General features: G+C 45.4%; 27 protein-coding genes and 2 pseudogenes. 16 read left to right on the forward strand and 13 right to left on the reverse strand.

From position 1 onward, the window contains the following. Positions 1–8: 8 nt before the first annotated feature. Positions 9–1,046 carry a fumarylacetoacetate hydrolase family protein gene (locus tag L1D11_RS07320; protein ID WP_239832198.1) on the forward strand — a complete coding sequence of 346 codons (1,038 nt, stop codon included), beginning with the start codon at positions 9–11 and terminating at the stop codon, positions 1,044–1,046. A 54-nt stretch (positions 1,047–1,100) separates the two neighbouring features. Continuing rightward, positions 1,101–1,784, forward strand: a complete 684-nt coding sequence (maiA, locus tag L1D11_RS07325) for a maleylacetoacetate isomerase (protein WP_239832199.1) — start codon at positions 1,101–1,103, stop codon at positions 1,782–1,784. A 501-nt stretch (positions 1,785–2,285) separates the two neighbouring features. Here the strand turns inward: maiA and L1D11_RS07330 are convergent. The 3 genes from L1D11_RS07330 to L1D11_RS07340 all read right to left on the reverse strand — a co-directional run bounded on the left by L1D11_RS07330 (position 2,286) and on the right by L1D11_RS07340 (position 4,451). Next, on the reverse strand, positions 2,286–2,471 hold the full coding sequence (locus L1D11_RS07330; RefSeq protein WP_345772737.1) for an FAD-binding protein: 186 nt from the start codon (positions 2,469–2,471) through the stop codon (positions 2,286–2,288). A gap of 158 nt (positions 2,472–2,629) precedes the next feature. Beyond that, complete coding sequence (locus tag L1D11_RS07335) at positions 2,630–3,499, reverse strand: amidohydrolase family protein (protein WP_239832200.1); 870 nt, start codon at positions 3,497–3,499, stop codon at positions 2,630–2,632. 58 nt (positions 3,500–3,557) lie between these two features. Continuing rightward, complete coding sequence (locus L1D11_RS07340) at positions 3,558–4,451, reverse strand: alpha/beta hydrolase (RefSeq protein ID WP_239832201.1); 894 nt, start codon at positions 4,449–4,451, stop codon at positions 3,558–3,560. A gap of 154 nt (positions 4,452–4,605) precedes the next feature. Here L1D11_RS07340 and L1D11_RS07345 point away from each other — a divergent pair, with 154 nt between their 5' ends. Further along, complete coding sequence (locus L1D11_RS07345) at positions 4,606–5,562, forward strand: GlxA family transcriptional regulator (protein ID WP_122053306.1); 957 nt, start codon at positions 4,606–4,608, stop codon at positions 5,560–5,562. A 37-nt stretch (positions 5,563–5,599) separates the two neighbouring features. Here L1D11_RS07345 and L1D11_RS07350 read toward each other — a convergent pair whose 3' ends face one another. The 9 genes from L1D11_RS07350 to L1D11_RS07390 form a co-directional block, all read right to left on the reverse strand. Further along, positions 5,600–6,154 carry an MmgE/PrpD family protein gene (locus L1D11_RS07350; RefSeq protein ID WP_239832202.1) on the reverse strand — a complete coding sequence of 185 codons (555 nt, stop codon included), beginning with the start codon at positions 6,152–6,154 and terminating at the stop codon, positions 5,600–5,602. A gap of 227 nt (positions 6,155–6,381) precedes the next feature. After that, positions 6,382–6,720: an MmgE/PrpD family protein gene (locus L1D11_RS07355; RefSeq protein ID WP_239832203.1), complete on the reverse strand. Its 339-nt coding sequence runs from the start codon at positions 6,718–6,720 to the stop codon at positions 6,382–6,384. Between the two features lie 17 nt (positions 6,721–6,737). Next, on the reverse strand, positions 6,738–6,902 hold the full coding sequence (locus L1D11_RS07360; RefSeq protein WP_239832204.1) for a hypothetical protein: 165 nt from the start codon (positions 6,900–6,902) through the stop codon (positions 6,738–6,740). 253 nt (positions 6,903–7,155) lie between these two features. Then, a complete protein-coding gene (locus L1D11_RS07365; protein ID WP_239832205.1) occupies positions 7,156–7,302 on the reverse strand; it encodes a hypothetical protein in 147 nt (48 codons plus the stop codon). A gap of 217 nt (positions 7,303–7,519) precedes the next feature. Then, positions 7,520–8,407, reverse strand: coding sequence for a glycine betaine ABC transporter substrate-binding protein (locus L1D11_RS07370; protein WP_239832206.1), 888 nt, complete (start codon positions 8,405–8,407; stop codon positions 7,520–7,522). Positions 8,408–8,441: 34 nt separating this feature from the next. Beyond that, positions 8,442–9,176 carry an ABC transporter permease gene (locus L1D11_RS07375; protein WP_239832207.1) on the reverse strand — a complete coding sequence of 245 codons (735 nt, stop codon included), beginning with the start codon at positions 9,174–9,176 and terminating at the stop codon, positions 8,442–8,444. After that, entirely contained in the window at positions 9,173–10,342 is a 1,170-nt protein-coding gene (locus L1D11_RS07380) for an ABC transporter ATP-binding protein (protein WP_239862306.1), read from the reverse strand. Before L1D11_RS07380 ends, L1D11_RS07375 begins: the two co-directional genes overlap by 4 nt. Before the next feature lie 24 nt (positions 10,343–10,366). Then, positions 10,367–11,023 carry an ABC transporter permease gene (locus L1D11_RS07385; protein WP_239832209.1) on the reverse strand — a complete coding sequence of 219 codons (657 nt, stop codon included), beginning with the start codon at positions 11,021–11,023 and terminating at the stop codon, positions 10,367–10,369. A gap of 433 nt (positions 11,024–11,456) precedes the next feature. Further along, positions 11,457–13,463, reverse strand: a complete 2,007-nt coding sequence (locus L1D11_RS07390; protein WP_239832210.1) for an acetoacetate--CoA ligase — start codon at positions 13,461–13,463, stop codon at positions 11,457–11,459. A 199-nt stretch (positions 13,464–13,662) separates the two neighbouring features. On the opposite strand from L1D11_RS07390, the gene phhA reads away from it, so the two are divergent. From phhA to L1D11_RS07445, 11 genes and pseudogenes are all read left to right on the forward strand, one after another. Beyond that, the gene (gene phhA / locus L1D11_RS07395) at positions 13,663–14,457 is read left to right on the forward strand and encodes a phenylalanine 4-monooxygenase (RefSeq protein ID WP_239832211.1); all 795 of its coding nucleotides are present in this window, start codon (positions 13,663–13,665) and stop codon (positions 14,455–14,457) included. Next, positions 14,447–14,785, forward strand: coding sequence for a 4a-hydroxytetrahydrobiopterin dehydratase (locus L1D11_RS07400; RefSeq protein ID WP_239832212.1), 339 nt, complete (start codon positions 14,447–14,449; stop codon positions 14,783–14,785). The genes phhA and L1D11_RS07400 overlap by 11 nt, the downstream gene beginning before the upstream one ends. A 217-nt stretch (positions 14,786–15,002) precedes the next feature. Further along, the gene (locus L1D11_RS07405) at positions 15,003–15,212 is read left to right on the forward strand and encodes a DUF3283 family protein (RefSeq protein WP_239832213.1); all 210 of its coding nucleotides are present in this window, start codon (positions 15,003–15,005) and stop codon (positions 15,210–15,212) included. Positions 15,213–15,308: 96 nt separating this feature from the next. Then, complete coding sequence (locus L1D11_RS07410) at positions 15,309–16,025, forward strand: YebC/PmpR family DNA-binding transcriptional regulator (RefSeq protein ID WP_004736950.1); 717 nt, start codon at positions 15,309–15,311, stop codon at positions 16,023–16,025. A 363-nt stretch (positions 16,026–16,388) separates the two neighbouring features. Next, positions 16,389–17,581, forward strand: a pseudogene (locus L1D11_RS07415) (ISL3 family transposase). 479 nt (positions 17,582–18,060) lie between these two features. Next, complete coding sequence (gadC, locus tag L1D11_RS07420) at positions 18,061–19,581, forward strand: putative glutamine/gamma-aminobutyrate antiporter GadC (protein WP_275665916.1); 1,521 nt, start codon at positions 18,061–18,063, stop codon at positions 19,579–19,581. A 13-nt stretch (positions 19,582–19,594) separates the two neighbouring features. Further along, positions 19,595–20,554, forward strand: a complete 960-nt coding sequence (glsA, locus tag L1D11_RS07425) for a glutaminase A (protein WP_122053296.1) — start codon at positions 19,595–19,597, stop codon at positions 20,552–20,554. Positions 20,555–20,568: 14 nt separating this feature from the next. After that, the gene (locus L1D11_RS07430) at positions 20,569–21,963 is read left to right on the forward strand and encodes a glutamate decarboxylase (protein ID WP_239832797.1); all 1,395 of its coding nucleotides are present in this window, start codon (positions 20,569–20,571) and stop codon (positions 21,961–21,963) included. A gap of 115 nt (positions 21,964–22,078) precedes the next feature. After that, positions 22,079–22,693 carry a trimeric intracellular cation channel family protein gene (locus L1D11_RS07435; protein WP_239832799.1) on the forward strand — a complete coding sequence of 205 codons (615 nt, stop codon included), beginning with the start codon at positions 22,079–22,081 and terminating at the stop codon, positions 22,691–22,693. A 234-nt stretch (positions 22,694–22,927) separates the two neighbouring features. Beyond that, positions 22,928–23,102, forward strand: a pseudogene (locus tag L1D11_RS07440) (LysR family transcriptional regulator); the annotation flags it as partial. Then, entirely contained in the window at positions 23,086–23,991 is a 906-nt protein-coding gene (locus L1D11_RS07445) for an NAD(P)-dependent oxidoreductase (RefSeq protein WP_275665917.1), read from the forward strand. The pseudogene L1D11_RS07440 and the gene L1D11_RS07445, both read left to right, overlap by 17 nt. Before the next feature lie 115 nt (positions 23,992–24,106). Here the strand turns inward: L1D11_RS07445 and L1D11_RS07450 are convergent, their stop codons facing one another. Then, positions 24,107–24,964 carry a LysR family transcriptional regulator gene (locus L1D11_RS07450; protein ID WP_275665918.1) on the reverse strand — a complete coding sequence of 286 codons (858 nt, stop codon included), beginning with the start codon at positions 24,962–24,964 and terminating at the stop codon, positions 24,107–24,109. Between the two features lie 140 nt (positions 24,965–25,104). On the opposite strand from L1D11_RS07450, the gene L1D11_RS07455 reads away from it, so the two are divergent. Continuing rightward, positions 25,105–25,440 (forward strand): DUF1254 domain-containing protein, encoded by a 336-nt coding sequence (locus L1D11_RS07455; RefSeq protein ID WP_239832805.1) that lies wholly within the window; start codon positions 25,105–25,107, stop codon positions 25,438–25,440. After that, a complete protein-coding gene (locus tag L1D11_RS07460) occupies positions 25,437–26,081 on the forward strand; it encodes a DUF1214 domain-containing protein (protein WP_239832806.1) in 645 nt (214 codons plus the stop codon). Before L1D11_RS07455 ends, L1D11_RS07460 begins: the two co-directional genes overlap by 4 nt. The last annotated feature ends 33 nt before the right edge of the window (positions 26,082–26,114 follow it).

A 26,114-nucleotide genomic window follows, 5' to 3' on the forward strand; every position in this document is an offset into this window, starting at 1 on the left:
CAACAAGGATGAAATTAGCAACCAAGAAAAATGGTACTCGCGATGGTCTGTTGATGGTCGTGAGTCGAGATCTCAAACAGTGTGTGCCAGCGACGGATATTTTCCACGCGATGCACCTGGCGCCAACCATGCAGGTAGCCTTGGATAACTGGGATAGTGTTGCACCTCAGTTAGAAGAGCTATACACCTCGCTCAACACTGGCCATGTGACGGGCAGTGAAGTGTTTGCGCCTCAATATTGTGAATCGCCTCTGCCACGCGCTTATCAATGGGCAGATGGTAGCGCGTATGTAAACCACGTTGAACTGGTGCGCAAGGCTCGTGGTGCTGAAATGCCAGAAAGCTTCTGGGTTGACCCGCTCATGTATCAAGGTGGCTCAGATGCCTTTATTGGCCCACGTGACAATATTGAATTTGCCAGTGACGAATGGGGGATCGATTTCGAGGGAGAAGTTGCGGTTATCACCGGAGATGTGCCAATGGGAGCCAGTGCCAAGCAAGCGCATGATTCGATACGTCTGCTAATTTTGGTGAATGATGTGTCGCTGCGTGGTTTGATTCCGGCTGAGCTTGCCAAGGGCTTTGGTTTCTTCCAGTCTAAACCTTCTTCAGCGTTTTCTCCGGTTGCCGTTACGCCCGATGAGCTGGGTGAACAATGGAAAGGGAGCAAGGTGCATCTGCCACTGACTTCAACCTACAACGACACGCCTTTTGGTTGTCCAAATGCAGGTGTGGACATGACCTTCAATTTCGCTGAGCTGATTGTTCATGCTGCGAAGACTCGTCCGTTGTCGGCTGGTGCGATTATCGGTTCTGGCACAGTATCGAATAAGCAAGGCACTGACCACGGCACCTCGATTGCGGAAGGCGGTGTGGGCTATTCATGTATTGCTGAAGTACGCATGATAGAGACGATTCGTGATGGCAAACCGTCGACTCAATTCATGTCGTTTGGTGATTCGATTCGCCTAGAGATGTTCGATGCTGATGGAGACTCGATCTTTGGCGCGATTGACCAAAAAGTCAGTCAATATCGACCACGCTAGTGATAGCGACAAGAGTAAAGCAACAGAGAGAAATAGTATGGACAAGGGCTCTTTATGAACAAGAAGATCACACTCTATGGGTATTGGCGCTCTTCCGCAGCCTATAGAGTGCGTATTGGGTTGAACCTAAAGCAACTTAGCTATGAGTCGAAATCAGTGCATTTGGTGCGTAATGGCGGCGAGCAGCATGATCCACAATATCGCGAGCTCAATGCCAGTGAATTAGTGCCTGTGCTGGTGGATGGTGAAGTTCAACTCAATCAGTCGCTGACGATTTTACAATACTTGGACGAAAGCTATTTGTGTGAGAGCAGCCCAGACACCTTGTTGATCCCTGAGCAATCACCACTGCGCTATCAAGCGTTGGCAATGGCTCAGGATATTGCGATGGAAATTCACCCTCTGAATAATCTGCGTGTGTTGCAGTATTTGGAGCGAGAATTGTTGTGCGAACAAGAGGCGAAAAGGGATTGGCTTCATCATTGGATGAGCCAGGGTTTCCATGCTTTAGAAGAGAAGCTGGCGAAGCACAGAAAAGCGCACGGCGACTCGGTGTATAGCCTTACGGATTCGCCTTGTATCGTCGATATTTGCTTAGTGCCGCAAGTGTATAATGCGCTGCGCTTTGGCGTTGATATGTCGCCTTATCCGTTGATTAATTCGATTGTCGAAGCGTGTAATCAGTTGCCCGCTTTTATTGATGCGATGCCGGATAGCCAACAGGACGCGATTTCATGATGTAAATATAAAGAAACAAATTTTAGCTGAATTATTTTAGATAATTTAGCACTCCCTATGTTGCGGAGATACTGTAAACATCAGGGTGCCAGATTTACACGCTTGGTCGCTGTTATTTTTACCATTTCAGTGTCGCTGTTCAGTGGTGTGCAAATCTTCCCAGGGTTTATTTTATTGTCGGGGTCAAAACGCCGCTTTCTTACGCATACCATTAATGGCCTGGATGTCTTGGGGTTCACGACAGACTTGATAACCTATTATATCACTGCGTCGGTGATCCATTTCTTTATCGATAATTGAAAGTAAGCGTTCAACTTGATCCTTAATATCATCACTCTGCCTGCTTGCGAACTCGACAAATTTCCTCCGTAATTTTTAACGCTCGCGATCCTATATCACTGTTTAACCATTTGTTTTGTTGAACAGCTCGGTATCGAGCGCCGAACCATCCGTCAATGCGGCTTTGAGTCCGAACACATGATCCTAGGTTTTGCTATATTGCTAAGAGCCTTGGCTTGATGCATCGGTATTAATCATCTCAACTAGTGTTGCGCGGTTGCTGGTCGATAGATCTGGCGAGAAGAAATAACCAAAAGGGCAAATGATGTCGTAGAGTTTGTCTTTGACTGTTCCTGTTTCCACTCTCACCCAGCCCTCCTGCTCGTTAATTTCTAACACTCGTTTCATGTAGCGAGCACCAGTATCAGCCTTGAAACCAAGCTGTTTAAGGGTGAAAAACCTGGATAACCACAGAGTCAGAGGAAGCCTTTAGCGGAAGTGCAGGAAGCATAATTTAGATCAGTGCCTGACGTTTGTCTTTTTGGGTTCGTAACCTGAATGCGGAGTTAAAAGCGGTATAGGCACTTCGGGTTATCGACCAGAATCTTGCGAAACCGTGTCGTATCTTGCGTCCAGTGCCACAAAGTATCCATCAGCTGGCCATCGTTCGGCATCTCAGCATCAAAACATGGGTGAGGCCAATCCGAACCCCAGACACATTGCTCTTCATTTGCTTTTAGCAAAGCTTGAGCAAACGGAGAAACGTCATTACAAGGCGGCGATTGAGGAGATAAACGATACGGTGCCGACAATTTTGTCCACACTTTCCCTTCGGCCTTAAGCTTCAATAAGGTTTGAAAACCAGGATGAGAAATAAGCTTGTTTGTTGGCATATGTCCAAGATGATCAATCACTACGGGCACGGGTAAAGCCCTTAATCGCTGATATAAGTCATCAAACTGCGAAACATCAATTAAGCATTGAAGGTGCCAGTGTCGCTCTGCAAGGCGAGCCGCTAAACGTTCAATATCACGCCACTCAATACCACCTTTAAACAGTAAATTCATCCGCACCCCACAAAATCCGGCTTCTTGTAGCTCATCCAGCGTTTGCTCGGAAACGTCCGCATCCACGACCGCGATGCCTTTGTAGTCGTAACCTTGCTGGCGTAAATATCGCAATGTATCAAGATGCAACTGGTTGTCATTGCCATACACACTCGGCTGAACCAGCACGCCATGACGGATGTTTAATTGCTGGTGCAAATGCAGGTACGCGCCGACGCTGGCATCAGGTGGCGTGTAGGTTCGCGTTTCACAGTACGGATAACGTGAAGAAAAAACGTGGGCGTGGCAATCAACCGCGCCTTCAGGAATCGCGATTGTTGGTTTATTTACAAATGGGTCAGACGCTTCACAAAATGGAATTATGCTCATCGAAAATCATCCTGTCAGAAAGGTAGAGGTGCCATCAACGAAAGCACCTCTTGAAGATTTAACTGAAGTGCTCACTCAGCCAGTTCGCGATCACGGCAGAGAACTGAATAAACTTAGGATCATCGTCCAACATCCACTCGGTGTGACCACCTTCAGGCAGTAAGAATATAGATTTCGGCCCAGGGTATTTCGCGTACAGCGACTTTGCTTCGGTCACTGGGTGAAGATCGTTTTCTGCACCGTGAGCAATTAAGATTGGCGCGTCTGCAAATCGCTCGTCCAGTAGAGCTTCCGGTTTGAAATTGATGAGAGAATCCGCAAAATCCAGATCAGATGTCACGCCGTAGCCTGGTGCTTTGACCAGTTCAGTGAATACATATTCTCGGCTGACTGGATCAAGCGGGTAGATTTCAAACGGATCAATCCCCTGCTTTTCTCCACCAAGAGCAAGACGTGTACGCTCTTTTAACATAAACTGACGAAACGCTTTCCAACCGTGCTCGCCACGTTGAGCAACCTGAACACGCACCGCATCATAAAAGCCGTTCATGGAGATAAGGCCATCAATCGCATCTTGGCAAACTCGGTAAGCATCAAGAATTAATCCACCCGCCATGCCCCAGCCAGCCAGTACGACTTTGCGCCCTTCCTCGTTAGCTCGCTGCTTCACAACCGCAACTGCATTGGCGATGTCACGTACTTGTTCATCCAGGATAACTCGCTCACGAATACCCTCAGATTCACCAAAGCCGCGGTAGTCAAATCCGAATACTGTAAAGCCCTTCACAGTTAAGGCTCTCGCGTAACGCTCTGGGTGAATATTTTTTTGCCCAGTAAAGCCTGAGCAGACAATAACGATCGGTAAGTCTGGGTTGTTAACGTTCTCGTCAGTAAAGAAAGCGCCATCAAGGCGTAGACCATCACTAATTACTGGGGCTTTTTGTTCAATCATAATTATCTCGTCCAAATGAATGTGTATGCTCGACAATGAACTCCTTGTCTTAAGTCACATCATGTTCGAATTTTGATAGCAATAATTTAATAATTGCGACATTCTTATAAAGAAATACGACATAGACGAACTACCTACTAGGTGACCACAGAGAATGAAAACGACAAACACGTATCGCATTGGTTTTTACCTTATTCCTGATTTCTCGATGCTCTCTTTTTCGGCGGTTATTGAGCCTCTTCGAATGGCTAATCGCCTCGCTGGTTGCGATTTGTATCAGTGGGACATTTATGGATTCGAAGATAAAGAAGTATCGGCCAGTAATGGCGTTTCATTCTCGCCAACACAGTCAATCAACAACATTGCCCATTTAGACTTGCTGCTAGTTGTAGCAGGTATTGGCGCCCACGTTGCTGCTGCGAGTGGCTCGGTGAATCAGTGGTTAAAACAGGCGCTTCGTCAAGGCATCGCCGTGGGCTCAACTTCAACAGGCAGCGTGTTGTTAGCAAAAGCTGGCCTGTTAAAAAACAAAACGTGTACCGTGCATTGGGAGTCCGCCAACAGCCTGGCAGAGGAGTTCCCAGACATTAACGTGACCAGTGAGTTGTACGAATTCGACCCACGCACACCAACTTGTTCGGGCGGCTTAGCTGGTTTGGATATGATGCTTCATTTAATTACAAACCAACATGGGAGCGACTTGGCGAATCAAGTGGCAGAGCAATGCATTCACCCTGCGATTCGACCAGCGCATGATAAACAGCGGATGTCGTTAATCCGTAAACACAACATCCGCCACCCGCGCCTGCTCGACGCTGTAGAGATCATGGAGGCCAACATGGAAGAGCCGCTAAAATGCTATGAAATTGGCGAACAAGTAGGATTATCGGTCAGGCAGATGGAAAGGTTATTTTTACAATACTTGCAAGACAAACCAGGCAATTACTACCTCCAATTGCGCTTAGAACGCGCTCAACATTTGTTGTTGCAAACCATGCTGTCCATCACCCAAATCAGCACCGCTTGTGGGTTCAGTTCTACATCGTATTTTGCGCGCTGCTACAAAAAACGCTATGAAAAAACGCCGCGTGAAGAGCGACGTTTAGCTTAAGATTGAGTAAGAGAAAAGAAGTTCGATCTCTTCGATCTCATAGTGACGTGCCAGGCGATTTGTCAGACAAAGTACCTTGGTAAAGCAATGATAGCCATGCAAGTACCTGCTCTTTACTGGCTTTATCAAGTTGCAAACACCCTTCTTCTATTGCTGACACGCGTGAAGCGAACAGTTCTTTCTCTGCCAAAGTGCGAAACTTACCTCGCATCTCGTCTCGACTGAGAGGATTTTCAGGATTACCTCGCGCAATACAGGGAGGCGAAGTCAGTTTGTCGCCATTTTTCAACGTCACCACGACATGCGCCCAGCGTTCGGCTGGAAACTTATCATTGTAAGCGGGCTCTTCAATTAACTTTATCCGCTCCTTAAGTGCCAAGCGAGCAGGATCTTTCAGTCCTTTGGTAACTGCGCCTACCGTGACCGTATTATCCATGACCGCACTAGCGACTGAAAATGGCAAACTGTACTGAGCCTGCTCGGTTGTCTCTGGGCGCTTGGTATGCAGGCACACCGCCTGATGAAAGCTATGAACTTCGATAAGTTCAATCTCATCAGGTTCTAGTTTATTTTCTTGTTGCAGCGTTCTCACTGCTTCAACCCTGGGGTTGAGCCCAACGACAAACCGGATACGGTTTAAAGTATTGCTCCAGAATATACCAGCGCTGCCCTAAATCTGCCCACAAAGCGTGAGTTTGCTGGCCCTGCAGAGTCACGGATCCAACCAGAGCCGTCTTTGAGCATGGTTGGATGTTCAATACAACGCATCATTTGACTGCGCGGACCATAAAACTCGGCAATGCCGAGCGCGTGCTCTGTTTATACCTCCGTTAAGCCTTTTCTTCTTGCAGACACCGCAGCGACGCCAACATGGCCTTTCGTCAGGACTTGGCCGTCGTGCGTGTCCATACTATCAATCAACATGCCGCCATATAGAGTCGCCCCACAACCACTGGCCGTGTGATCAGAAAACAGCATCGGCGTATCACCGGCAAACTGTTTCTGCGCGAGTTTGGCTACCATGTTTTGCAGCTGCGTCGCTTTACCAGCTGCGGCGACATCTAACAGATCCAAGACGCAATATTTCGCTTGTTCAATAACGTAAGTTGGAAGGTATTCAAAGGTTAATTCGTGAATAAATCGATGAATAGATTGCATCGTCTACTGTTCCAGTTTTAGCGTTTTGCCTTCGACAATAGCCTTGTGATCAATGGTGTATTACTGTCTCGCATGGTAGGCAGCTCGAATCTGGCTTTATCAATATCGCCCAATAACAAGGTTGCAGTTATCAAGGTTTCACCGCCTTCTGTCTGCGCCAATAGCTCGCCCGTTGGAGACAAAATACAGCTTCCCCCAAAAACCACGCTTTGCCCTCTGGCCCGTAACGATTGGCCATCAAAACTGGGGTTCTGTAGAGTACCGTATAAAACTTAACGTTAACCAGCCAATTGTCTTCATTAGAAAAGTCTTTACTGACAATACTGCTGGCCGAGTTAATCGGCGCGAGCAAAATTTCAGGCTTATCGAGTAGCGCGCAATGAAACAAAGGTGGATTCCACAAATCAGCGCAAGTTAAAACCAAACCATCGTGTTTCAGTGCTCTTCCGAGGTGACCTGTTCAATAAAGCCGACAACCACGGACATCTTCAGCGCAAGTTGTGCAAGCTCTTTAAGCCACGTATCACCATCACGCTTCATGGTGCCTTCACGCACAGAGGATTTGAGCTGGTATCCGGTCAAGGATAGCTCAGGAAACAGCAATAGCTGTGATCCCTAAGGCCACAGCTTGCTTTATTCTGTGGATACAGAAAACTACGGGTTTACCCGTGGATGAATGGCAGTACCCCGGGCATGCCCGGGGGGATCTTCGTAATCCTGGTGAGTATTCAGACTGGCATTCACATCGCCTAACTGGGCGTTGATTTAGACCACACTGACTTTTAGGGGAGTCATGGTATTACCCCAAGTTATGCTCAGATAGGAACTGGCTAGCGACTTCTGAAATCGAACGTCGCTCCACATCAACTTGTTGATTCAACATCGACATCGTATCGCCATCGATCGCCGCAGAAAGCGCGTTCATTTGCTCGGCAAGCTCAGGGTTCGCATCTAACGTTTCTTGGCGAACCACAGGTGTGATCGCGTAATCAGGGAAGAATTGTTTGTCATCCTTTAAAACGGTAAAATCGAATGCTTTGATACGACCATCTGTTGCAAATACTAGCGCAGCATCGACTTCTTTACCTTTCAGCGCATCATAAGTTAACCCCGTATCCATACGTTTCACTTGTTCTCGTGAAGCTTTAAATTTGTAGGCTTTCTGTAAAGGTCGGAAGCCATCTTTTCGTGCATAAAACTCCGCATTCAAAGCAATGGCCATTGGCGGCTCTGACTCTTGGCGCATTTGCTCGGCAAAGTCAGATAGGGTTGAGATGCCACGTTGTTTCGCATCGTCACTGCGCATAGCGAGCGCGTAGGTATTGTTCGCTTTTGAAGGGTTAAGCCAAACTAGGCCTTTCTTTGCATCCAGTTCCTTAACGCGTTGATACACTTGCTCTGCTGGGAGCTTGTCTTTGACTTTATTGTAAATGATTAGTGATGTGCCCGTGTATTCCCAATAAAGATCGATCTGGCCGTTTTCTTGCGCTTTACGCAAAACCGCACTGCCCATTCCCGAACGCTTATCAACGTCGTAGCCTTTTTGGGTTAAATATTGAGACGTAATCTCCGTTAAAAGTTGTTGTTCTGTAAAGTTCTTACCACCTACGACGATTTCCGCAGATGCGTGAAAACTTGAAAGCAGTACACCAACGGCCAGCAAGCGGCGAGTAATTTGCTTCAACATGTTTGACTCCTGTCTGTGTTCAATTTTTGGATTGTTATTGTCTAGCTCTAATAGGGTTACAGCCTTTAGGTACAGTGACATAGGAAACGGCTCCTACCACACTGTCGATAGCGATAGCCAACATCGCTGTAGGAATAGCGCCTGCTAGCATCATGATGGGTTCATCCAGATCAATACCGGTAAAAATGAGCTCCCCTAACCCACCGCCACCAATTAAGAAGGCCAGTGGCACGGTTCCCACGTTGACAGCTAAAGCCGTGCGGATACCGGCAAAAATGACGAACAGCGCATTAGGAATTTCAACCTGAAACAACATTTGTAACTCGGTCATACCAATGCCTGATGCCGCTTCTTTTAAATGAGCGGGCACTTCTTTCAGTCCAATGTAGGTGTTTCTGACAATCGGCAATAACGAGGCAATCGTCAGCCCAAATACCGCTGGCACGGTGCCAATGCCAAGAAAGCTCATTGCCAGCGCGAGAATGGCTAAAGTAGGAATCGTGGTCCCCACATTCAAAACCTGCATCGCCGATTCTGCGACTTTCTGAAAACGAGGACGGCTAAGCAATACGCCGACGGGAATCGCGATTAGGATCGCCAATCCACCAGACAGCAGCACCAGTTCAATGTGCTGAACCGTCAAATAAACAATGTCTTCTTGGTAGTAAAGAAAATCATCGATCGTACCCACGCCTTGTAAATAAATACCCAACGCAAAGACACACGCCAATAAAACGAAATAGTAGGTTTGTTTTAACTGATTGGTCACGATGCCTCCTTAGCCTGATGCAATGACTGCAGCTGACTAGGAGAGGTATCGCGCTGATAAGTTGCGCCTAGATAATGGGTAATGCCGCGCTGTGTGACTTCACCCACTAAGCGGCCATTCTCGTCAACACACGGCATCCAAACAATGTCGTGCGTGAACATCTTCGACGCCACTTTACGCAGATCATCCGTGGTTCGGGCGATTGTTTTCAGACCGACATAATGTTCGCCGCAGTACCCCTTCGTATTGATTGTGGTAGCTTTGGGCACATAACCGATAGGTTGGTGTTTGTCATTCACTAATATCACGGCATCGCGATATCCATACGCGTCAATTTTGGTTAGAGCGTCGGCAAGCGTATCGTTAGGTTTAACGTACGCAAAGGTGGTCTGCATGACGGACTCAGCTGTAACTAAACGAAGACGTTTAAGCGCGCGATCATCTCCGACAAAGTTTTTCACAAAATCATCTTTCGGGTGCGCAAGCAAATCGTCAGGCGTATCGTACTGAACTAGGTGACCATCACGGAAAATCGCTATTCTATCGGCCATTTTGACCGCTTCATCAATGTCATGACTGACAAACATGATGGTCTTGTTGAGCTCTTGCTGCATTTTAAGGAACTCATCCTGGATTACTTCACGGTTGATCGGGTCAATCGCACCAAAAGGTTCATCCATCAGCATGACGGGAGGATCCGCCGCTAGCGCTCGGGCAACACCAATTCGTTGCTGCTGTCCGCCAGACAACTCATTTGGATAACGATTAAGGAAGACACTGGGATCAAGAGCCACCATCTCCAATAGCTCTTTTGCACGCGTCATGTACCTTGCCTTATCCCATCCTAATAACTTGGGAACCACCGCGATGTTTTCGCCGATCGTCATGTTGGGAAATAAACCAATTTGCTGAATAACATAACCGATGTTACGGCGCAGAGTAACCGTATCCATCCCGGAGGTATCTTCACCACCAAGATAGATCTTGCCCGATGTCGCGGGAATAATTCGGTTGACCATTTTCAGCGTGGTGGTTTTGCCACAACCGGATGGGCCAAGTAACACACAAATTTCACCACTGGGAACTTTCATCTCAATGTGATCTGCCGCAGTCACCGGGCCATTAGGCGTTTCAAAAATTTTGGTTAGCTTGTCAATTTTGATCATTTGAATGTCCCTATAATTTATCCTTTATCGAGCTGCGGTCAGGCCCGGTGGCGTTAATCTTTTTTGTAGTCGAATCAATCCGTAATCCGCGATAATAGCCAGAAGGCTGACGGCGATGGCACCCACGATCAGTTGTCGAGGATCACTTTGCGAGATGCCACGGCTGATAAACACGCCTAGCCCTCCCGCTCCGATATATACGGCGATCGCCATAACGCCAATATTCATTACTACGGCCGTTCTCACCCCCGCCATAATCACCGGAATCGCCAATGGAATTTCCACCATTTTCAAACGCTGAAAAGGCGTCATCCCGATGCCGCGAGCAGCCTCTCTGAGTGACGGTTCTACGTTATGAATGGCGGTATAAGTGTTGCGAATAATAGGCAGCTGAGAATAAAGCAGCACGGTAATTACGGCGGGCACGTAACCAATCCCATGACCAATGGTCGATAAGAGAGGAATCATCAAACCAAACAGTGCGATTGAAGGAATGGTGATAATGATGGACGCTACGTAAAGCACCCCTTTCGCAACACGCTCATTTTGTGTGATAAGAATGCCGATAGGTACGCCAGTTAAGATGGCAAGCCCAACAGCGAGAGCGACCAAAGAGATGTGTTCCATTGTAAGCGTACCTAGTAGCGCTAAGTTATCTATGGTGAAATTTAGTAAGTCCAAGTAGGTCTCCCCCAGCGGTGATTCTCAACCAAGCAACAATTGGTTAAATTACATCACAATTTATTAACATAGTTGTAAAATGCCGACACCTTAAGATAGAAATACGAAATATTAATAATTAAACTTGGCTTTGTTTATCAAATCAGTGTCAAGTGGAATGAGCTCAATGCCCGTTCAACTTGAAAATTTAGGTTTCGGTAGTTGAAAATTATCCGTAATTCGAGATACCAGCGAGCCTAATGCAACTTTCGGATCTGATGACCTTTTGAGCTGACTTTTGTAGCACTTTGTGGAAAATTTATACAAGGCATAGGCTTTGATGTATAGCTAGCCAATATGAAAAGCCTATCACGCAGTAGAAATGAACCAAAAGCGAGTTAGGCGGTGAACCCTTGCAAGGTGGACAATAAAAACGCCTCATGGTATTTGAGCATTAAACTGAAACGACACGCTTTATCTCGTCCAAAATCTTGGCGTTAGCAATCGCCCCGAGGTTTTCTACATCCTTGCCATTTACTACCTGTTTCACAGCCAGCTCCACCAGTTTGCCAGAGCGTGTTTTTGGTACCTCACTGATAGTAAAAATTTGGCTCGGCACATGCCTTGGTGAACAAGATGACTTGAGCTTGCTTTTGATGGCAGTCAATAGCGTTTCATCTAGATCCACACCTTGTTGTAACTGAATAAACAGCCATATCTGCTCATTACGATCGATGTCTTTACCGACTGCGATGGAATCGATGATGCCCTCTATGGTGTTCACTTGCTGGTAGATCTCTGCAGTACCAATTCGCACGCCACCGGGGTTAAGTGTGGTGTCGCCTCGACCGTAGAACAGATAGCCACCATGTACGCTCTGGGCGATTTCGTCACCGTGATGCCATACATTATCGAACCTGTCCCAATAGGTGTTGTGGTAGCGCTCTCCGCTGTCATTCCAGAAGCCAACAGGGAAGTTGGGGAGGGAATTTGCACACACCAGTTCGCCACGTTCGTGATTTACCTTATGACCCGACGAATTGAACACCTTGATGTCGACTCCGAGCCCTGCCTGTTGGCACTCACCTCGATAAACAGGTGAGATAGGGTTACCCAATACAAAGCAGCCACAAATATCCGTACCGCCAGAAATGGACGCTAAATGCAGGTCTTGCTTGATGTGTTTGTAGACATAATCGAACTGCTCTGGGTAGAGCACTGAACCCGTCGAGCACAGTGTTCTTAATTGAGGCAGAGAGTGGCTGTCGATCGGTGAGAGTTCGGCTTTCTCAATCGCTTCTAGGTACTTGGCTGAGGTACCAAACAGCGACACATTCGCGCGCTGTGCCAAGTCCCAGAGTACATTGGGTTGTGGGTAAACTGGGCTACCATCAAAGATAACCAAACAAGCACCGCTCGCGAGCGCAGAGACGTGCCAGTTCCACATCATCCAACCACAAGTGGTGTAGTAGAACACGCGATCTCTTGGTTTAATATCGCAATGAAGTTGATGCTCTTTTAGGTGGTTGATGGTGGTGCCGCCAACAGAATGTACAATACACTTTGGCTTTCCGGTGGTACCGGAGGAATAGAGCACGAACAACGGTTTATTGAAGCCGACACGAGTAAATCGAAGAGGTTTTGGCTGATAGTGATGAATGATGCTGTGCCAGCTTTGCAGTGACAGGTCATGCTCGAAATCATTCTTTTTTAAATAGCCGATCTGACACACCTGTTTTAGCTCACCGAGATGCTCAATGATGGCGCTGTTCTTGTCCGCCATATCGAATGTTTTACCATTGAAGGTGTAACCATCGCAGGTGAACAGCACCTTAGGTTTCACTTGGCCAAATCGCTCAATCACACTCTCGACGCCAAAGTCAGGCGAGGTTGATGTCCAAATCGCCCCCAAGCTGGTGGTTGCCAACATCGCGACCACGGTTTGCGGCAGATAAGGGGTATAAGCGGCGACTACATCGCCTTGTTTTACGCCATAATTTACGAGCCATTGTTGAACGTTAGAGACTTCTTCACACAGGGTTTTCCATGTATAACTCTGCTGCTCGCCACGCTCATTCTCAAACCAAATCGCAAGCTCATCAGACATGGTGTGCGCCAAACGCAGCAAGCTCTCGGCGTAGTTTACTTGCGCATTCGGAAACCACACCGCATCACGATTCGATTTAGGCTGCTGCCAGCGGCTCTCACCTTGAGCTCTAATGCTCTCTCTTTGTGCGTTATCAATACCACCTTGCGAGCCAACCATGCCACAAAACTGCCACACGTTTTGCCAAAACGACTCCGGCTGATCCACAGACCATTGATGGAGTTCGGCATAGCTTTGTATGCCCGTATCTCGGTTTAGTCCAGACAGATTAAGGTTGTCGATAAATTGGGATAAGTTGGTATCAGCGATACGTTGCTCGCTAGGCTGCCAAACTGACTTATTGCTTTCGTGCATTCCTTTACCTTTAACAAAAAGTTAACTTTTTCAGTCTGGTATTTAAGATTTACAAAGTCAAAAGATCAGCAAAATAAGGGGCTACCGGAATTGTGTAAATAAAATGTTACACAGTCGCCTATTTCGAAACATCGTGCAAATTGGCGGATATAAGGAGTGGAGATAGGCTTAAAGTGAGACATTCAAAAGGAGGTGTGTAATGACTCAATATCATTCTAAGCCCGTGAGCCAAGAGGGATGGGTTGAGTGGAGCCTCGAAGAAGACGCCATTTGGCACGACTTAGTGAAAAGGCAACTGGACGTCATTAATGACCGCGCATGTGATGCCTATTTGCACGGTTTGACCCTGCTGGATCTACCATTAGACAGAGTCCCCCAGCTTCCAGAGATAAATAAAGTGCTAATGGAAACAACAGGTTGGCAAGTTCAACCCGTGCCTGCATTGATAGACTTCGATCGTTTTTTTGATCTGCTTGCGAATAAGAAGTTTCCCGTCGCGACGTTTCTGAGAACGCGATACGAGTTTGATTACCTACAAGAACCAGACTTTTTCCATGAGATTTTTGGCCACTGTGCCATGCTCACTAATCCCGATTTTGCTGCGTTCACTGAGCATTATGGAAAACTGGGCCAAGCGGCTACCTCTAAGCAGCGAGGTTATCTTGCCCGTTTGTATTGGTTTACGGTTGAGTTCGGATTAGTAAAAGAGGGCGATAGATTGAAAATCTACGGCGGCGGCATTCTCTCTTCTCCAGCAGAAACCAATTATGCGCTGGAAGGGGATTTGGCTGTTCGTGAGCGTTTTGATTTACAAACGGTGCTAAGAACGCCTTACCGCATCGACATCATGCAACCGAAATATTATGTGATTAATGATTTGGCTGAACTGTTTCAAATTAGCCAAGAAAGCCTGTTACAGCAAGCTGATCTCGCGATTGAGGCGGGGTTACTACCACCACTTTTTGAACCCAAGGAACCGACACATGTTGAATGAACTAAAATGCGAAGCCTGCAGTATCGATGCGATTGCCCTGACTAAAGATGAACAACAGTCTCTTTTGTTGGAGTTGTCTGATTGGCAAATCATCGAAAGAGACGGCATCCCTCAGCTTGAAAAGGTATACAAGTTTAAGAACTACAAGCAAGCATGGGCATTCAGCAATAAGGTGTCAGAGTTGGCAGAAGAAGAGTTCCATCACCCTTCTATCTTATTGGAGTGGGGCAAAGTCACCGTCACTTGGTGGAGTCACTCAATCAAAGGCCTACACAAAAATGACTTCATCTGCGCCTCACGCTGTGATGTATTCGCGGTGAGTGAATAGCATTGTAATTTGATTAACTGATTCGGTTCGTGTTGCGAGCCGAATCATTGATTCTCTCGTTGTAAAAGGGCTAACTTCTCTTAACCCAACTTGACCTGCACCAGTACTTGCTTGGTTTCTTGTCTCATAAATCCTTTCTGCTACTCATAGTATTGGTTTTATGAGGCTGCTCTATGATATATTTCTCGGCCAAGTGTATTACAGACGAAGGCGACTAATGTCTATCAACCTTTCACTCCTTCCACCCAGCGAGAAAAACAAAATCGAACTGGATAAGCAGGCATCGTTTCTAGTATGGAAATTGAAGCAGGCTAAATGTGGCCCAGAAGCCATTGTTGAAGAAGCAATGAAGCTCGGTGACCCAGTTGAAAAGGCGTGGTTTGAACAGTCTGTAGAAAAATACAAACGAGTAATGGGCGTCGCATAACCGCAGACAAACCTTGCTCAGCAAAGCTGTAGAATTGAAATGACACAGTAATTTGCTAGAATTTGCCCCGTTAATTGAATCAGAGAGAAGATCCCGATGGGAAGAAGTTTTGAAGTGCGCAAAGCCTCAATGGCTAAAACTGCTGGCGCAAAAATTAAAGTTTATTCCAAATACGGTAAAGAAATTTACATGTGTGCGAAGAATGGTGGTTCAGATCCAGACATGAACCTGTCGCTTAAGCACCTTATTGCTAAAGCGAAGAAAGACCAAGTTCCTGCACACGTTATCGACAAAGCGATTGACAAAGCAAACGGCGGCGGTGGTGAAGACTACGCTCCAGCTCGTTACGAAGGCTTTGGCCCAGGCGGCACAAGCGTAATCGTTGACTGTCTAACTGACAACGGCAACCGTACTTTCCAAGACGTTCGCCAATGTTTCGTTAAAACTGGCGCGAAAATCGGTGTTGAAGGTTCTGTTTCTCACATGTTCGCTCACCAAGCTGTATTCCAGTTCAAAGGTGAAGATGACGAGATCATCCTAGAAACACTAATGATGGACGACGTAGACGTAACAGATGTAGAGCTAGAAGATGGTGTAATCACTGTATTCGCTCCAACAACTGAGTTCTTCAAAACGAAGACTGCACTAACTAACGCGTTCCCTGAGCTAGTTCTAGATGTTGAGGAAATCACTTTCGTTCCTCAAACTATGACGCCAGTAGCGGAAGAAGATTCTGAGAAGTTCCAGAAGTTCCTAGACCTTCTTGATGACTGTGATGACGTTCAGCAGGTTTACCACAACGCTGAGCTTTAATTATTTTTCGATTGTGTGATAGTAAAAGAGGGCATTGAATGCCCTTTTTTATGGTTCATCGCGGATTAGCGGGAACTAAAAACAAAAAAAAACGGTAGTAAGTGATATGGTTTAGTCGCCAAACAAAAATCATACACAAACTACCGTTTCCATGCCGAATCATACTTTCCTATCTTCATTCTGGGAAGGCTTTAAAATAGTAAAGTCTCACCAGACAGCATCACTTATTACCCTGACTCTTAAACCTAACTCTGAGGCGAAATGCCCTTGTGGTCTTGAGGCCGAGGCTATCCANAAAAAAAAACGGTAGTAAGTGATAKGGTTTAGTCGCCAAACAAAAATCATACACAAACTACCGTTTCCATGCCGAATCATACTTTCCTATCTTCATTCTGGGAAGGCTTTAAAATAGTAAAGTCTCACCAGACAGCATCACTTATTACCCTGACTCTTAAACCTAACTCTGAGGCGAAATGCCCTTGTGGTCTTGAGGCCGAGGCTATCCATGAGTATCAATGGCGTCATGTAAAAGAGGCCATGTTGCTCGGTGTTCCTGTTGARCTCTCKGTTCAAACACGAAGRATTAAGTGTCATGAATGCGGCATAAAAACAGAGTCTCTATCTTGGTTAGAGCCTTATGCTCGYATAACGAAGCGCTTAAAAAGCTATATAGAACAACTAYTRCCTCTTCTYCCYATYAAGCATATCTCCCAGTTAACGAGCGTTCATTGGCACACYATTAAAGAGATAGATAAGCGCCGACTTCAACAAGTAGTACCGYCAGTGAAATGGGAAGAGCTAAGGCAGCTCGTCATGGACGAGTTCGCCATCTTTAAGGGGCATCGGTATGCTACTGTCATCGCTGACGCTAAGACTCACCAAGTCATTTGGATAGGGTTAGGCCGTAGCCGTAAGGACATACGACCGTTCTTCGAGCAGCTAGGTGAGCATGGGATAAATATCGAAGCCGTCGCGATGGACATGAATACGGCTTTTGACCTTGAAGTTCAAGCGCACTGCCCGAACGCAAAAATCGTTTACGACTTGTTCCATGTTGTTGCTAAGTTCGGTCGTGAGGTGATGGATAGAGTCAGAGTCGACCAAGCCAACAAACTCAAGCAAGATAAAAAGCGAGGCAATGGGTCAAGCGTTCACGCTGGGTGTTGTTGAAAAATAGAGGCAACTTAAATACACGGCAAGACAGCTATCTTACAGAAATATTGAATATTAATAAGGAGTTAATGACCACTTATATACTCGGAGCCCAACTCAAAGAGCTTTGGTATTGTGAATCAGAAGCACATGCTAAAGGGCTCTGGGAGGCGTGGTGGGCACAAGTACAAGAGAGTGGAATTAAGCCATTGCAAGAGTTCGCACGAAAACTGAGTCCTTATCTTCACGGCATTATCGCATCGGCAAGTTATCCGCTCAACCCCTGCACATTGGAAGGGATAAACAACAAGATAAAGCTAATCAAGCGAATGGGGTATGGGTATCGAGATACAGACTATTTCTTCTTGAAGATAAAAGCGGCTTTCCCTGGAAAGCCGCGATGAACCTTTTAATTTGGATGTTTTTTTACCTATATTGGGATTGAACACCATCTTTTTGTAGATTAATAAATAAAATAATCTAAATTATTTTAGTTCCATCTATTTATCCGAATTATCCAGTCCTAATAACTAGGAAATTGTGATATCAGATTTATTTAATAGCTTGTTTATTAATATTTTTATCATAAAAAACTTCGTTTTATAGTACTTAGAATAAAAATATTCATAGCATGGGTATTATTATAAGATTAGGAAGATCATTACTACCTTTGGTTATCATATTACAAGCTACTTAGCAATTTCTATATGTGAAATATGAAATTGTTTTTTATGAAATGTTCAGTTTATTCTCTTGGTGGTATTTTTCGGCCATTGGGTTCCTCCTGTCTCCATAAAACCTGTCACTATTAAGTAAGGTTATATGCCTACTCGCAGCACCCGACCTGTTCAATTTAAACATGATAAATATAAGGTTGGTAAACATGGCAAATTTGCATAATACGAAAAAAGAGGGTATTGGAATATTTGCCCTCGCAATGCTGAACATCGTTGCGGTGGTCAGTTTAAGGGGGCTTCCTGCCGAAGCTGAGTATGGTCTCAGTTCCATTTTCTACTATATTTTTGCAGCAATCGTTTTTCTCATTCCTGTCTCTCTTGTTGCGGCTGAGCTCGCCACGGGGTGGTCAGAAAAAGGCGGTATTTTCCGTTGGGTAGGCGAAGCATTTGGCCCTCGTTTTGCTCTCGTGGCCATGTTTATGCTGTGGATTGAAGTAACGGTTTGGTTTCCCACAGCATTAACATTTGGTTCCGTTTCACTTGCTTTTGTTGGCCCCGACCAAACATGGGATCAAGCATTGGCACAAAACAAATTTTTTGTTCTCGGTATTGTGTTGGCCATTTATTGGGTTGCAACCTATATCGCTTTACGTGGTACGGAGGCATTCTCCAAAGTCGCGAAATGGGGCGGTCTAATTGGTACGGTGATTCCTGGGCTTGTGTTGATTGTTTTGGGTTTTTCGTATTTATTATTCTCAGGCCAAACACCTCAAGTGGAATTGTCGTGGAGCCAGGTGATCCCTGATTTCTCCAACTTCAATAATGTGGTTCTTGCAGCAAGTATCTTCCTGTTTTATGCCGGTATGGAAATGAACGCATTACACGTAAAAGAAGTGGACAACGCTGCACGCAATTATCCCTTAGCCATAATGATTGCAGCCATTGGTACCGTTAGTGTTTTCGTTCTAGGCACTCTAGCCATTGCTTTTGTGATCCCGCAACAAGACATCAGCTTAACGCAAAGCTTACTTGTCGCTTACAACAAAATGTTTGCGTGGGCAGGTATCAGTTGGGCATCACCTATTATGGCTGCTTGTTTGGCTCTGGGCGTATTAGCAATGGTTGTTGGTTGGGTCGCAGGCCCGTCTTCAGGTTTACTTGTTGTTGCTAAAGGGGGGTATCTCCCACGTTTTTGGCAACAAACCAACCAGCATGGTATGGCGACACATATCATGATGGCACAAGCATTGTTGGTAACAATGATTTCAACCGTCTTTGTGGTATTACCGTCAGTACAGGCGGCATATCAGATCTTAAGCCAGTTAACGGTAGTTCTTTACCTCATCATGTATCTGTTGATGTTCGCAGCGGCAATCCATCTACGTTACACCCAGCCTAATCGTCCACGCCCTTATAAAATTCCGGGTGGCAATGTTGGGATGTGGCTCATCGCTGGTCTCGGTTTTATCGGATCATTGATTGCATTTGTCTTCTCATTCATTCCGCCAAGTCAAATTTCAGTGGGTAGCCCTGAAGCGTATATCGGTATCCTTGTTGTGTTAACGGGGATGTTCGTTACCGTGCCATTTGTTATTTACAAAGTGCGCAAACCACATTGGCGTGATCCCGCAGTGACAGATTTCGCTCCGTTTACATGGGAGATTGAAGATATCCACCCTGGGGTGATCAATACATCTGACAAAGTTACGCATACATTGAACTCATAGGGTAGGATTTCTAATGTCAAAAGGTGATACCTCTATATGTAGCAACGAGCTAGCTGCAGCTATGCAGAAAGCGTTGGAAAGTAATATTAATAACGATGAGGGTCAAAATGCCGATTACATCCCATGTTTGGCCTTAGTACCTCCGCAATTGACGGGCTTGGCTTTTGTCTCTGTCACTGGTGATGTCATTCAGTTGCAAGATGCGGAGTACCCATTTGCGATTGAATCTATCTCCAAAATTATGACATTGGGCCTAGTCCTGGAACAGTCCGGTGCCGATGAACTGCATCGTAAAATTGGTGCAGAACCAACAGGTATGCCTTTTAACTCTGTTTTGGCTCTGGAGCTACATCAAGGTAAGCCACTTACGCCATTAGTTAACGCGGGTGCGATTGCAACGGTGAGCATGGTAAAAGCTAATGACGCACAAGATCGTTGGCAGAAAATCTTGGCGTTTCAATCTGCCTTAGCCAATAGCGATATAGTGCTTTCTGAAGAAGTGAACCAATCTGAGCAAACCACCAATGTACATAACCGCGCTATTGCATTATTACTTGAGTCGTCTGACTGTATTTACTCTGATTCGATGCAAGCGTGTGATGTTTACACTCGCCAATGTTCAACCTTATTTAATACAGTTGAGCTAGCAACCGTTGGTGCCACCTTGGCAAATGGTGGTAAAAATCCACGCTCAAAACATGTCATTATCTCGCCAGAAAACATCCCTCATATCTTGGCTGAAATGACGATGGAAGGGTTGTACGATACGTCCGGTGATTGGGCGTATGACGTTGGTCTTCCGGGGAAAAGTGGTGTAGGTGGTGGTTTGGTTGTCGTGATTCCTAATGTAGGCGCATTAGCGGCATTTTCACCACGCTTAGATCAATATGGAAACAGTGTACGTGGTCAACAAATGATCAAACAAATTGCTCAAACTATGGGTTGGAATTTGTTTAGTAGTCAGCAACGTTAAAGTAGGAAAAAAATATGGCACTTCATCATGTAAAACAAAACAATGATCCCATTTTTGGCTCAGAAAATATCCATCGTGTTGCGGCTGCCCAAAAGCTGCCACAGCAAGAACAATCACCAACCGTGATCTACCAGATGATCCGTGATGAGCTTTACCTAGACGGTAATGCTCGACAAAATTTAGCGACTTTTTGCCAAACATGGCAAGAAGATGAAGTTCACAAGTTAATGGACCTCTCTATCGACAAAAATATGATTGATAAAGATGAATATCCTCAATCGGCAGAAATCGAAGGTCGTTGTGTACACATGCTGGCTGATTTATGGAATGCGCCAGATGCCAGTACTACGGTTGGAACTTCTACTACGGGGTCAAGTGAAGCCTGTATGTTGGGAGGTTTGGCAGCATTATGGCGTTGGCGTGATAGACGTCGTGAACAAGGTTTATCAATCGAAAAGCCCAATATGGTTTGTGGACCTGTGCAAGTTTGTTGGGAAAAATTTGCTCGCTATTGGGATATAGAAATTCGTCAGATGGATATGGAGGAAAACCATTACTTCATGCAGCCAGAAGACATGTTAAATATGGTTGATGAAAACACAATCATGGTAGTTTCTACCTTTGGGCAAACATTTACAGGTCTTTACGAAACGGTAAAACCCTTATCAGATGCTTTAGATACTTATGAGCGTGAAAGTGGTGTTTCGATTGATATTCATGTTGATGGTGCCAGTGGTGCAATGTTAGCGCCTTTCTGTGCGACAGAAATTGATGCGTGGGATTTTCGCTTAGATCGTGTGAAATCAATCAGTACCTCTGGTCATAAATTTGGTCTATCACCTTTGGGCGTAGGTTGGGTCATATGGCGCACTAGTGAAGATTTACCGGAAGGTTTGGTGTTCCATGTTAATTATTTAGGTGGTGATATGCCGACCTTCGCGTTGAACTTCTCTCGTCCTGCCGGTCAAATCATCGCGCAGTATTATAACTTCCTTCGTTTAGGTTATGAGGGTTATCGACGTATCCATTCTGCGAGCTACGATGTGTGTGACTATTTAGTAGAGGAGCTCAATAAGTTCGACTTGTTTGAATTTTTATTCGATGGTAACCGTGAAAAAGGCATTCCGGCTATCGCGTGGCGTTTAAAACCGGGAGTTAAGGTAGATTACACTCTCTATGACTTAGCTGATCGTCTGCGCACGCGCGGTTGGTTAGTGCCTGCGTACAGCTTGCCTGCTCATATTGAGAGTATGGTTATACAGCGTATTTTGGCAAAACAAGGTTTGACCATTGACTTAGCGAACTTATTGATTGCAGATTTCAAAAGATCAATTGAATTTTTGGAGAAAAATGGTTCCACTAATTGCAGTGCGAAAGATTCAAGTTCATTTGATCACAGTGGTCATTAAACTAAATTATCGATAATTCGATATTAGGTGAAGCAATACATGTATTAAAGGCTAATCGTAATCTCAGTTAGCCTTTATTCTTTTAAAGCCAATGAAATTCACGAGCTAGAGTTGTATGTTTGTCCACATAACTGAAATTATTTGTATTTGTGCCTTTGCGCTCAGCGCAGTATTAAGTGAAGCCAACAAAGGAGAAGACATTATTAGTGTATTGGTTCTTGGCTTAACAACGGCATTAGGTGGCGGTACAGTTCGTGATGTCATTCTATCCACCGAGCAAGTGTTTTGGATTCAATATCCTGAATATTTTTGGGCAGCGATCATTAGTTCACTGGTTGGTTTTGTTAGCGCGGCTAAACTAAGACAACTTAAAGCGGAGCGAATTATTTTGATTTTGGATGCGATTGGTATTTCAATTTTCTCTATTTTGGTCACTAAGAAATTGATCCACCTCGATTATGCGGATTATGTTGCTATTACCATGGGGGTAATCACTGCCGTATTTGGAGGTGTAGTGCGTGATGTCCTTGTTAATCGCCCCACAATGTTCAATAACACTGAATTCTATGCCACACCAGTTATCATGGGGTGCGCAGCGTTTGTAGGGCTCTCTCATTTAGGTATGGACACCAATATTAACACGACTTTCTGCATTGCCTTTATTGTGATTTTTAGAGTTTATATCGTTCTGACTAAGAAGAGTTTCCCAAGCTATTTGTTACTTAAATAAACGAAACCTCGGATGGTTGTCCTTTATAATGAGCCTCTAACTTTTTAGTCTAACCCTATCAAAGTTAGTGTTCAGAAATAGCGGCAAAAAAGGCTTTAGAACAAAGCCTAGTTTTTTGATAAGCAGTGATTCGACTATCAAACATCTCGACGAGGTTATCGAGTATTTATAAACCTGAGGTGATCCGTTATTTACTGCGATTGATTTGTACAAATTTTCCTCATTGCCTTTTGTCATGTCTCCCCGGAGTTGAATCTGATTCAAGTGCTCCCTGAGTATCATTGGAGATGATCGCCAAGCGTATTTAGTGTACAAAGAAAGAAAATATCAGCCAAAGGCTTTGACCCTGCTTATTGGTGTATTGATTGAGAGTGTTCGATCTTTTCATAGCGATGACTTGGTCAAATAAAAGGAGAAAGAATATGAAAGTAAGTTTTATCGGGCTAGGCGTTATGGGTTTCCCAATGGCAGGCCACCTAGTCAAAGCCGGTTTTGAAGTGACGGTATTTAACCGCACTCACAGCAAAGCGCTAGACTGGGCTGATAAACATCAAGGTAAAGCGGCCGAATCTGTGGCTGAATGTGTAGCAGAAGCTGACGTGGTATTGGTTTGTGTTGGTAATGATGACGACGTTCGCAGCATGACAACCAGCGAAACAGGTGCATTAGCCGCAATGAAGCCAAACGCGATTCTTGTCGACCACACCACAACGTCTGCAGTGCTGTCTGAAGAGCTTGAAGTGGCCGCGAAGCAAGCGGGTGTTCGCTTTATGGATGCCCCCGTGTCTGGTGGTCAAGCGGGCGCAGAAAACGGCGTGTTAACCATCATGTGTGGTGGCGAAAAAGAGCTATTTAACGATCTTAAACCTGTGTTCGAAGCTTACGGAAAATCGTCAGTTCTGATGGGTAAAGTCGGCCAAGGCCAACGTGCAAAAATGGTCAATCAGATCTGTATCGCAGGCGTATTGAATGGCCTATCTGAAGGCTTGGTACTTGCAGAGAAATCGGGCTTGGATATCCAAACACTGGTTGATTGCCTGAAAAACGGCGCTGCGGGCTCATGGCAGATGGAAAACCGTGCTACCACAATGGCACAAGACAAGTTCGATTTTGGCTTCGCCATTGACTGGATGATCAAAGACTTAGGTTTCTGCCTAGATGAAGCTGAGCGCCAAGGCATTCAACTTCCATTGACGGAAAAGACCAACAACGCATACAAGGCACTGTCTGCACAAGGTGAAGGCCGCATGGATACCTCTGTATTGATGAAAGCTGTGGTTGAAGAGACAAAGAAGTAGAAAGATAGAAGTAATAGAAGCTTCGTTTAGACAATTAAAAATAGCCGCTAATCAGCGGCTATTTTTGTTTGTAAAAAGTGATAACGAGCCTTTCCCGCTCGTGTTAGGGAATTAACTACCCAGACTGAAGCATAACCCTTTTAACCACGTCATGAACTGCAAGATTTAGAGGGCTTTGACGATCGACAAGACGCATGCAGGATACAAGGTTTAAATCAATTCTAAGCGCTTTGGGGGGCTGTATCGTATTAAGCGAAGCGTCCTTCCAACTGTCGCTTAACACGCAGGCGTGCTCTCCCTGCTCGAGAATTTGCCTCGCAACTGAAAAATTGTCCACTGTGATACTGATGTTGGGGTTAATTCCACTGCTTCTCAACATCTCTAAATATCGATAGCGGTCTTCATTCCAGCCTTGACTGCGGATCTTGATAAAAGGCAATTGCAACGCCTCTTCCCATGTTAGTGGCCCCAATGATTTTGACACGGCGACCACCAGTTGGTCGGCCATGATGCGTTTCTGGAAGATATTGGTACTGCGGTCTTCGTTTAGAAAGTGCACGCCCAAGGTGATATCACCCTCTTCTAATTTTTGCTCTGTATCTGATGTCCAAGTCTTCAGCTCTATTTGTGCTTTGGGGAATGTTTTCGAGAGCTCCCTAAATAAACTTAGACCTGAAAATTCGAGTGTGGAAGCGAAGAAAGCGAGGGTGATTGGCCCTTCATAGGTAGCAGGATCGAATGTTACTGGTGAGGTAGCGGAGTGCACGAGCGACAGAGCTTGCTCAATCTTGGGCAAAATAGATTTGCTGTAGTGCGTTGGCCTCAACCCTTCCGTGGTACGTTCGAAAAGTGGGTGTCCTAATTGCTCTCTTAGCTTGGTCATTTGCTTGCTGACAGCGCTCTCTGAGATCCCCAGCTTTATCCCAGCCCTTTTTAGGCTATTCGACTGACACAGCAATACAAACGTACGCAGTAAGTTCTAATCTACACTTTCCACCTTGGAAAGTCCTATTTTCCTCGCTTTCCATTTTGGAAGTATAGAGTGATCACTGTCGGCGGAGCAAACAATACTCTTCCAAATGACATTCACTTTGAAATATAAAGGTCGCTACTATGAAAACACTATTTCCCCTTACTGCTGTCGCTTTATTCTCAACCAGCGTTATTGCAGCGCCAACTATTGTCACGGAAGATAATTTTGCTCAGGCATACACGAATATGCGCCTCGGCGCTGTGGTAGAAAAAGCGGGTGGTATCAACACATTTTTTGAGATGCCAGTACCGAGCAGTGTTCTTGAAGAGCAGTTCGTTGTACGAATGAATCGAGACACTTTCTATTCTGTTTCTGTCATCGATATGTCGAACGATGATGTCTATGTGACGGTTCCAGAAACCGACCAATATGTATCCTGCAAGTCGTCGATGAAAACCACGAAACACAGCCAATGATCTACGGTTCGGGTCGCCATAAAATCAGCGCAAAAACGGATCACGCATTTGTTATTGTTCGGGCTCTTGAAGATGATGCGCGCCGTAACCTGAAGATTGAGACCAGCAGCGATAAGCCGTTTGTTGTAAAAGAGTGGGATATGGCGTCATTTAAGGCCACTGATAGAGCTGGCAACATCGATTTCAGTGACGGCTATGATCAATCAAAAGCATTTGGTAACAAAGAAAGTGGTCAAACTGATTACATGAATTATGTTGACGCGGCTGGTGGCTGGGGTGGCGCAATGGTCGAAGACAATATCTATCAAACCAGTCAGTACTTCGATGCAAATGCATGTTACGAGACGACTTTCAAAGACCCGAAGGCAGGGGCATTCTGGTCTGCGACGGTTTACAATGCTGATGGGCGTATGTTTAACGATAAGGCTAACATTTCGAGTGAAATGGAGCCTGTGATGAACAGCGATGGCACTTATACTCTCCGTTTTGGGTGTGACGGCCAGCCAAACAATATCCCAACTATGGAAGGCAATAATACGGGCAAATTTAATGTGCTTATTCGCCATTACAACCCAAGTGAGCCAGTCAGCAAAGGTGAGAAAGGTTACAACCCGGTGACGATGATTAAGAAGGTCGGTTAATTTAACTTGTTGGTTTTAATGAATAAAGTAGTC

Source organism: Vibrio sp. Isolate32 (assembly GCF_022397955.1).
Classification (GTDB): Bacteria; Pseudomonadota; Gammaproteobacteria; order Enterobacterales; family Vibrionaceae; genus Vibrio.

What these genes read in the sequence shown, in the direction of transcription:
- L1D11_RS07320 (WP_239832198.1), top strand. Translation starts at nt 9, where the DNA reads ATGAAATTAGCAACCAAGAAAAATGGTACTCGCGATGGTCTGTTGATG.
- maiA (WP_239832199.1), top strand. Translation starts at nt 1,101, where the DNA reads ATGAACAAGAAGATCACACTCTATGGGTATTGGCGCTCTTCCGCAGCC.
- L1D11_RS07330 (WP_345772737.1), bottom strand. Translation starts at nt 2,471, where the DNA reads ATGAAACGAGTGTTAGAAATTAACGAGCAGGAGGGCTGGGTGAGAGTG.
- L1D11_RS07335 (WP_239832200.1), bottom strand. Translation starts at nt 3,499, where the DNA reads ATGAGCATAATTCCATTTTGTGAAGCGTCTGACCCATTTGTAAATAAA.
- L1D11_RS07340 (WP_239832201.1), bottom strand. Translation starts at nt 4,451, where the DNA reads ATGATTGAACAAAAAGCCCCAGTAATTAGTGATGGTCTACGCCTTGAT.
- L1D11_RS07345 (WP_122053306.1), top strand. Translation starts at nt 4,606, where the DNA reads ATGAAAACGACAAACACGTATCGCATTGGTTTTTACCTTATTCCTGAT.
- L1D11_RS07355 (WP_239832203.1), bottom strand. Translation starts at nt 6,720, where the DNA reads ATGCAATCTATTCATCGATTTATTCACGAATTAACCTTTGAATACCTT.
- L1D11_RS07370 (WP_239832206.1), bottom strand. Translation starts at nt 8,407, where the DNA reads ATGTTGAAGCAAATTACTCGCCGCTTGCTGGCCGTTGGTGTACTGCTT.
- L1D11_RS07380 (WP_239862306.1), bottom strand. Translation starts at nt 10,342, where the DNA reads ATGATCAAAATTGACAAGCTAACCAAAATTTTTGAAACGCCTAATGGC.
- L1D11_RS07390 (WP_239832210.1), bottom strand. Translation starts at nt 13,463, where the DNA reads ATGCACGAAAGCAATAAGTCAGTTTGGCAGCCTAGCGAGCAACGTATC.
- phhA (WP_239832211.1), top strand. Translation starts at nt 13,663, where the DNA reads ATGACTCAATATCATTCTAAGCCCGTGAGCCAAGAGGGATGGGTTGAG.
- L1D11_RS07400 (WP_239832212.1), top strand. Translation starts at nt 14,447, where the DNA reads ATGTTGAATGAACTAAAATGCGAAGCCTGCAGTATCGATGCGATTGCC.
- L1D11_RS07405 (WP_239832213.1), top strand. Translation starts at nt 15,003, where the DNA reads ATGTCTATCAACCTTTCACTCCTTCCACCCAGCGAGAAAAACAAAATC.
- L1D11_RS07410 (WP_004736950.1), top strand. Translation starts at nt 15,309, where the DNA reads ATGGGAAGAAGTTTTGAAGTGCGCAAAGCCTCAATGGCTAAAACTGCT.
- gadC (WP_275665916.1), top strand. Translation starts at nt 18,061, where the DNA reads ATGGCAAATTTGCATAATACGAAAAAAGAGGGTATTGGAATATTTGCC.
- glsA (WP_122053296.1), top strand. Translation starts at nt 19,595, where the DNA reads ATGTCAAAAGGTGATACCTCTATATGTAGCAACGAGCTAGCTGCAGCT.
- L1D11_RS07430 (WP_239832797.1), top strand. Translation starts at nt 20,569, where the DNA reads ATGGCACTTCATCATGTAAAACAAAACAATGATCCCATTTTTGGCTCA.
- L1D11_RS07435 (WP_239832799.1), top strand. Translation starts at nt 22,079, where the DNA reads ATGTTTGTCCACATAACTGAAATTATTTGTATTTGTGCCTTTGCGCTC.
- L1D11_RS07445 (WP_275665917.1), top strand. Translation starts at nt 23,086, where the DNA reads ATGACTTGGTCAAATAAAAGGAGAAAGAATATGAAAGTAAGTTTTATC.
- L1D11_RS07455 (WP_239832805.1), top strand. Translation starts at nt 25,105, where the DNA reads ATGAAAACACTATTTCCCCTTACTGCTGTCGCTTTATTCTCAACCAGC.
- L1D11_RS07460 (WP_239832806.1), top strand. Translation starts at nt 25,437, where the DNA reads ATGATCTACGGTTCGGGTCGCCATAAAATCAGCGCAAAAACGGATCAC.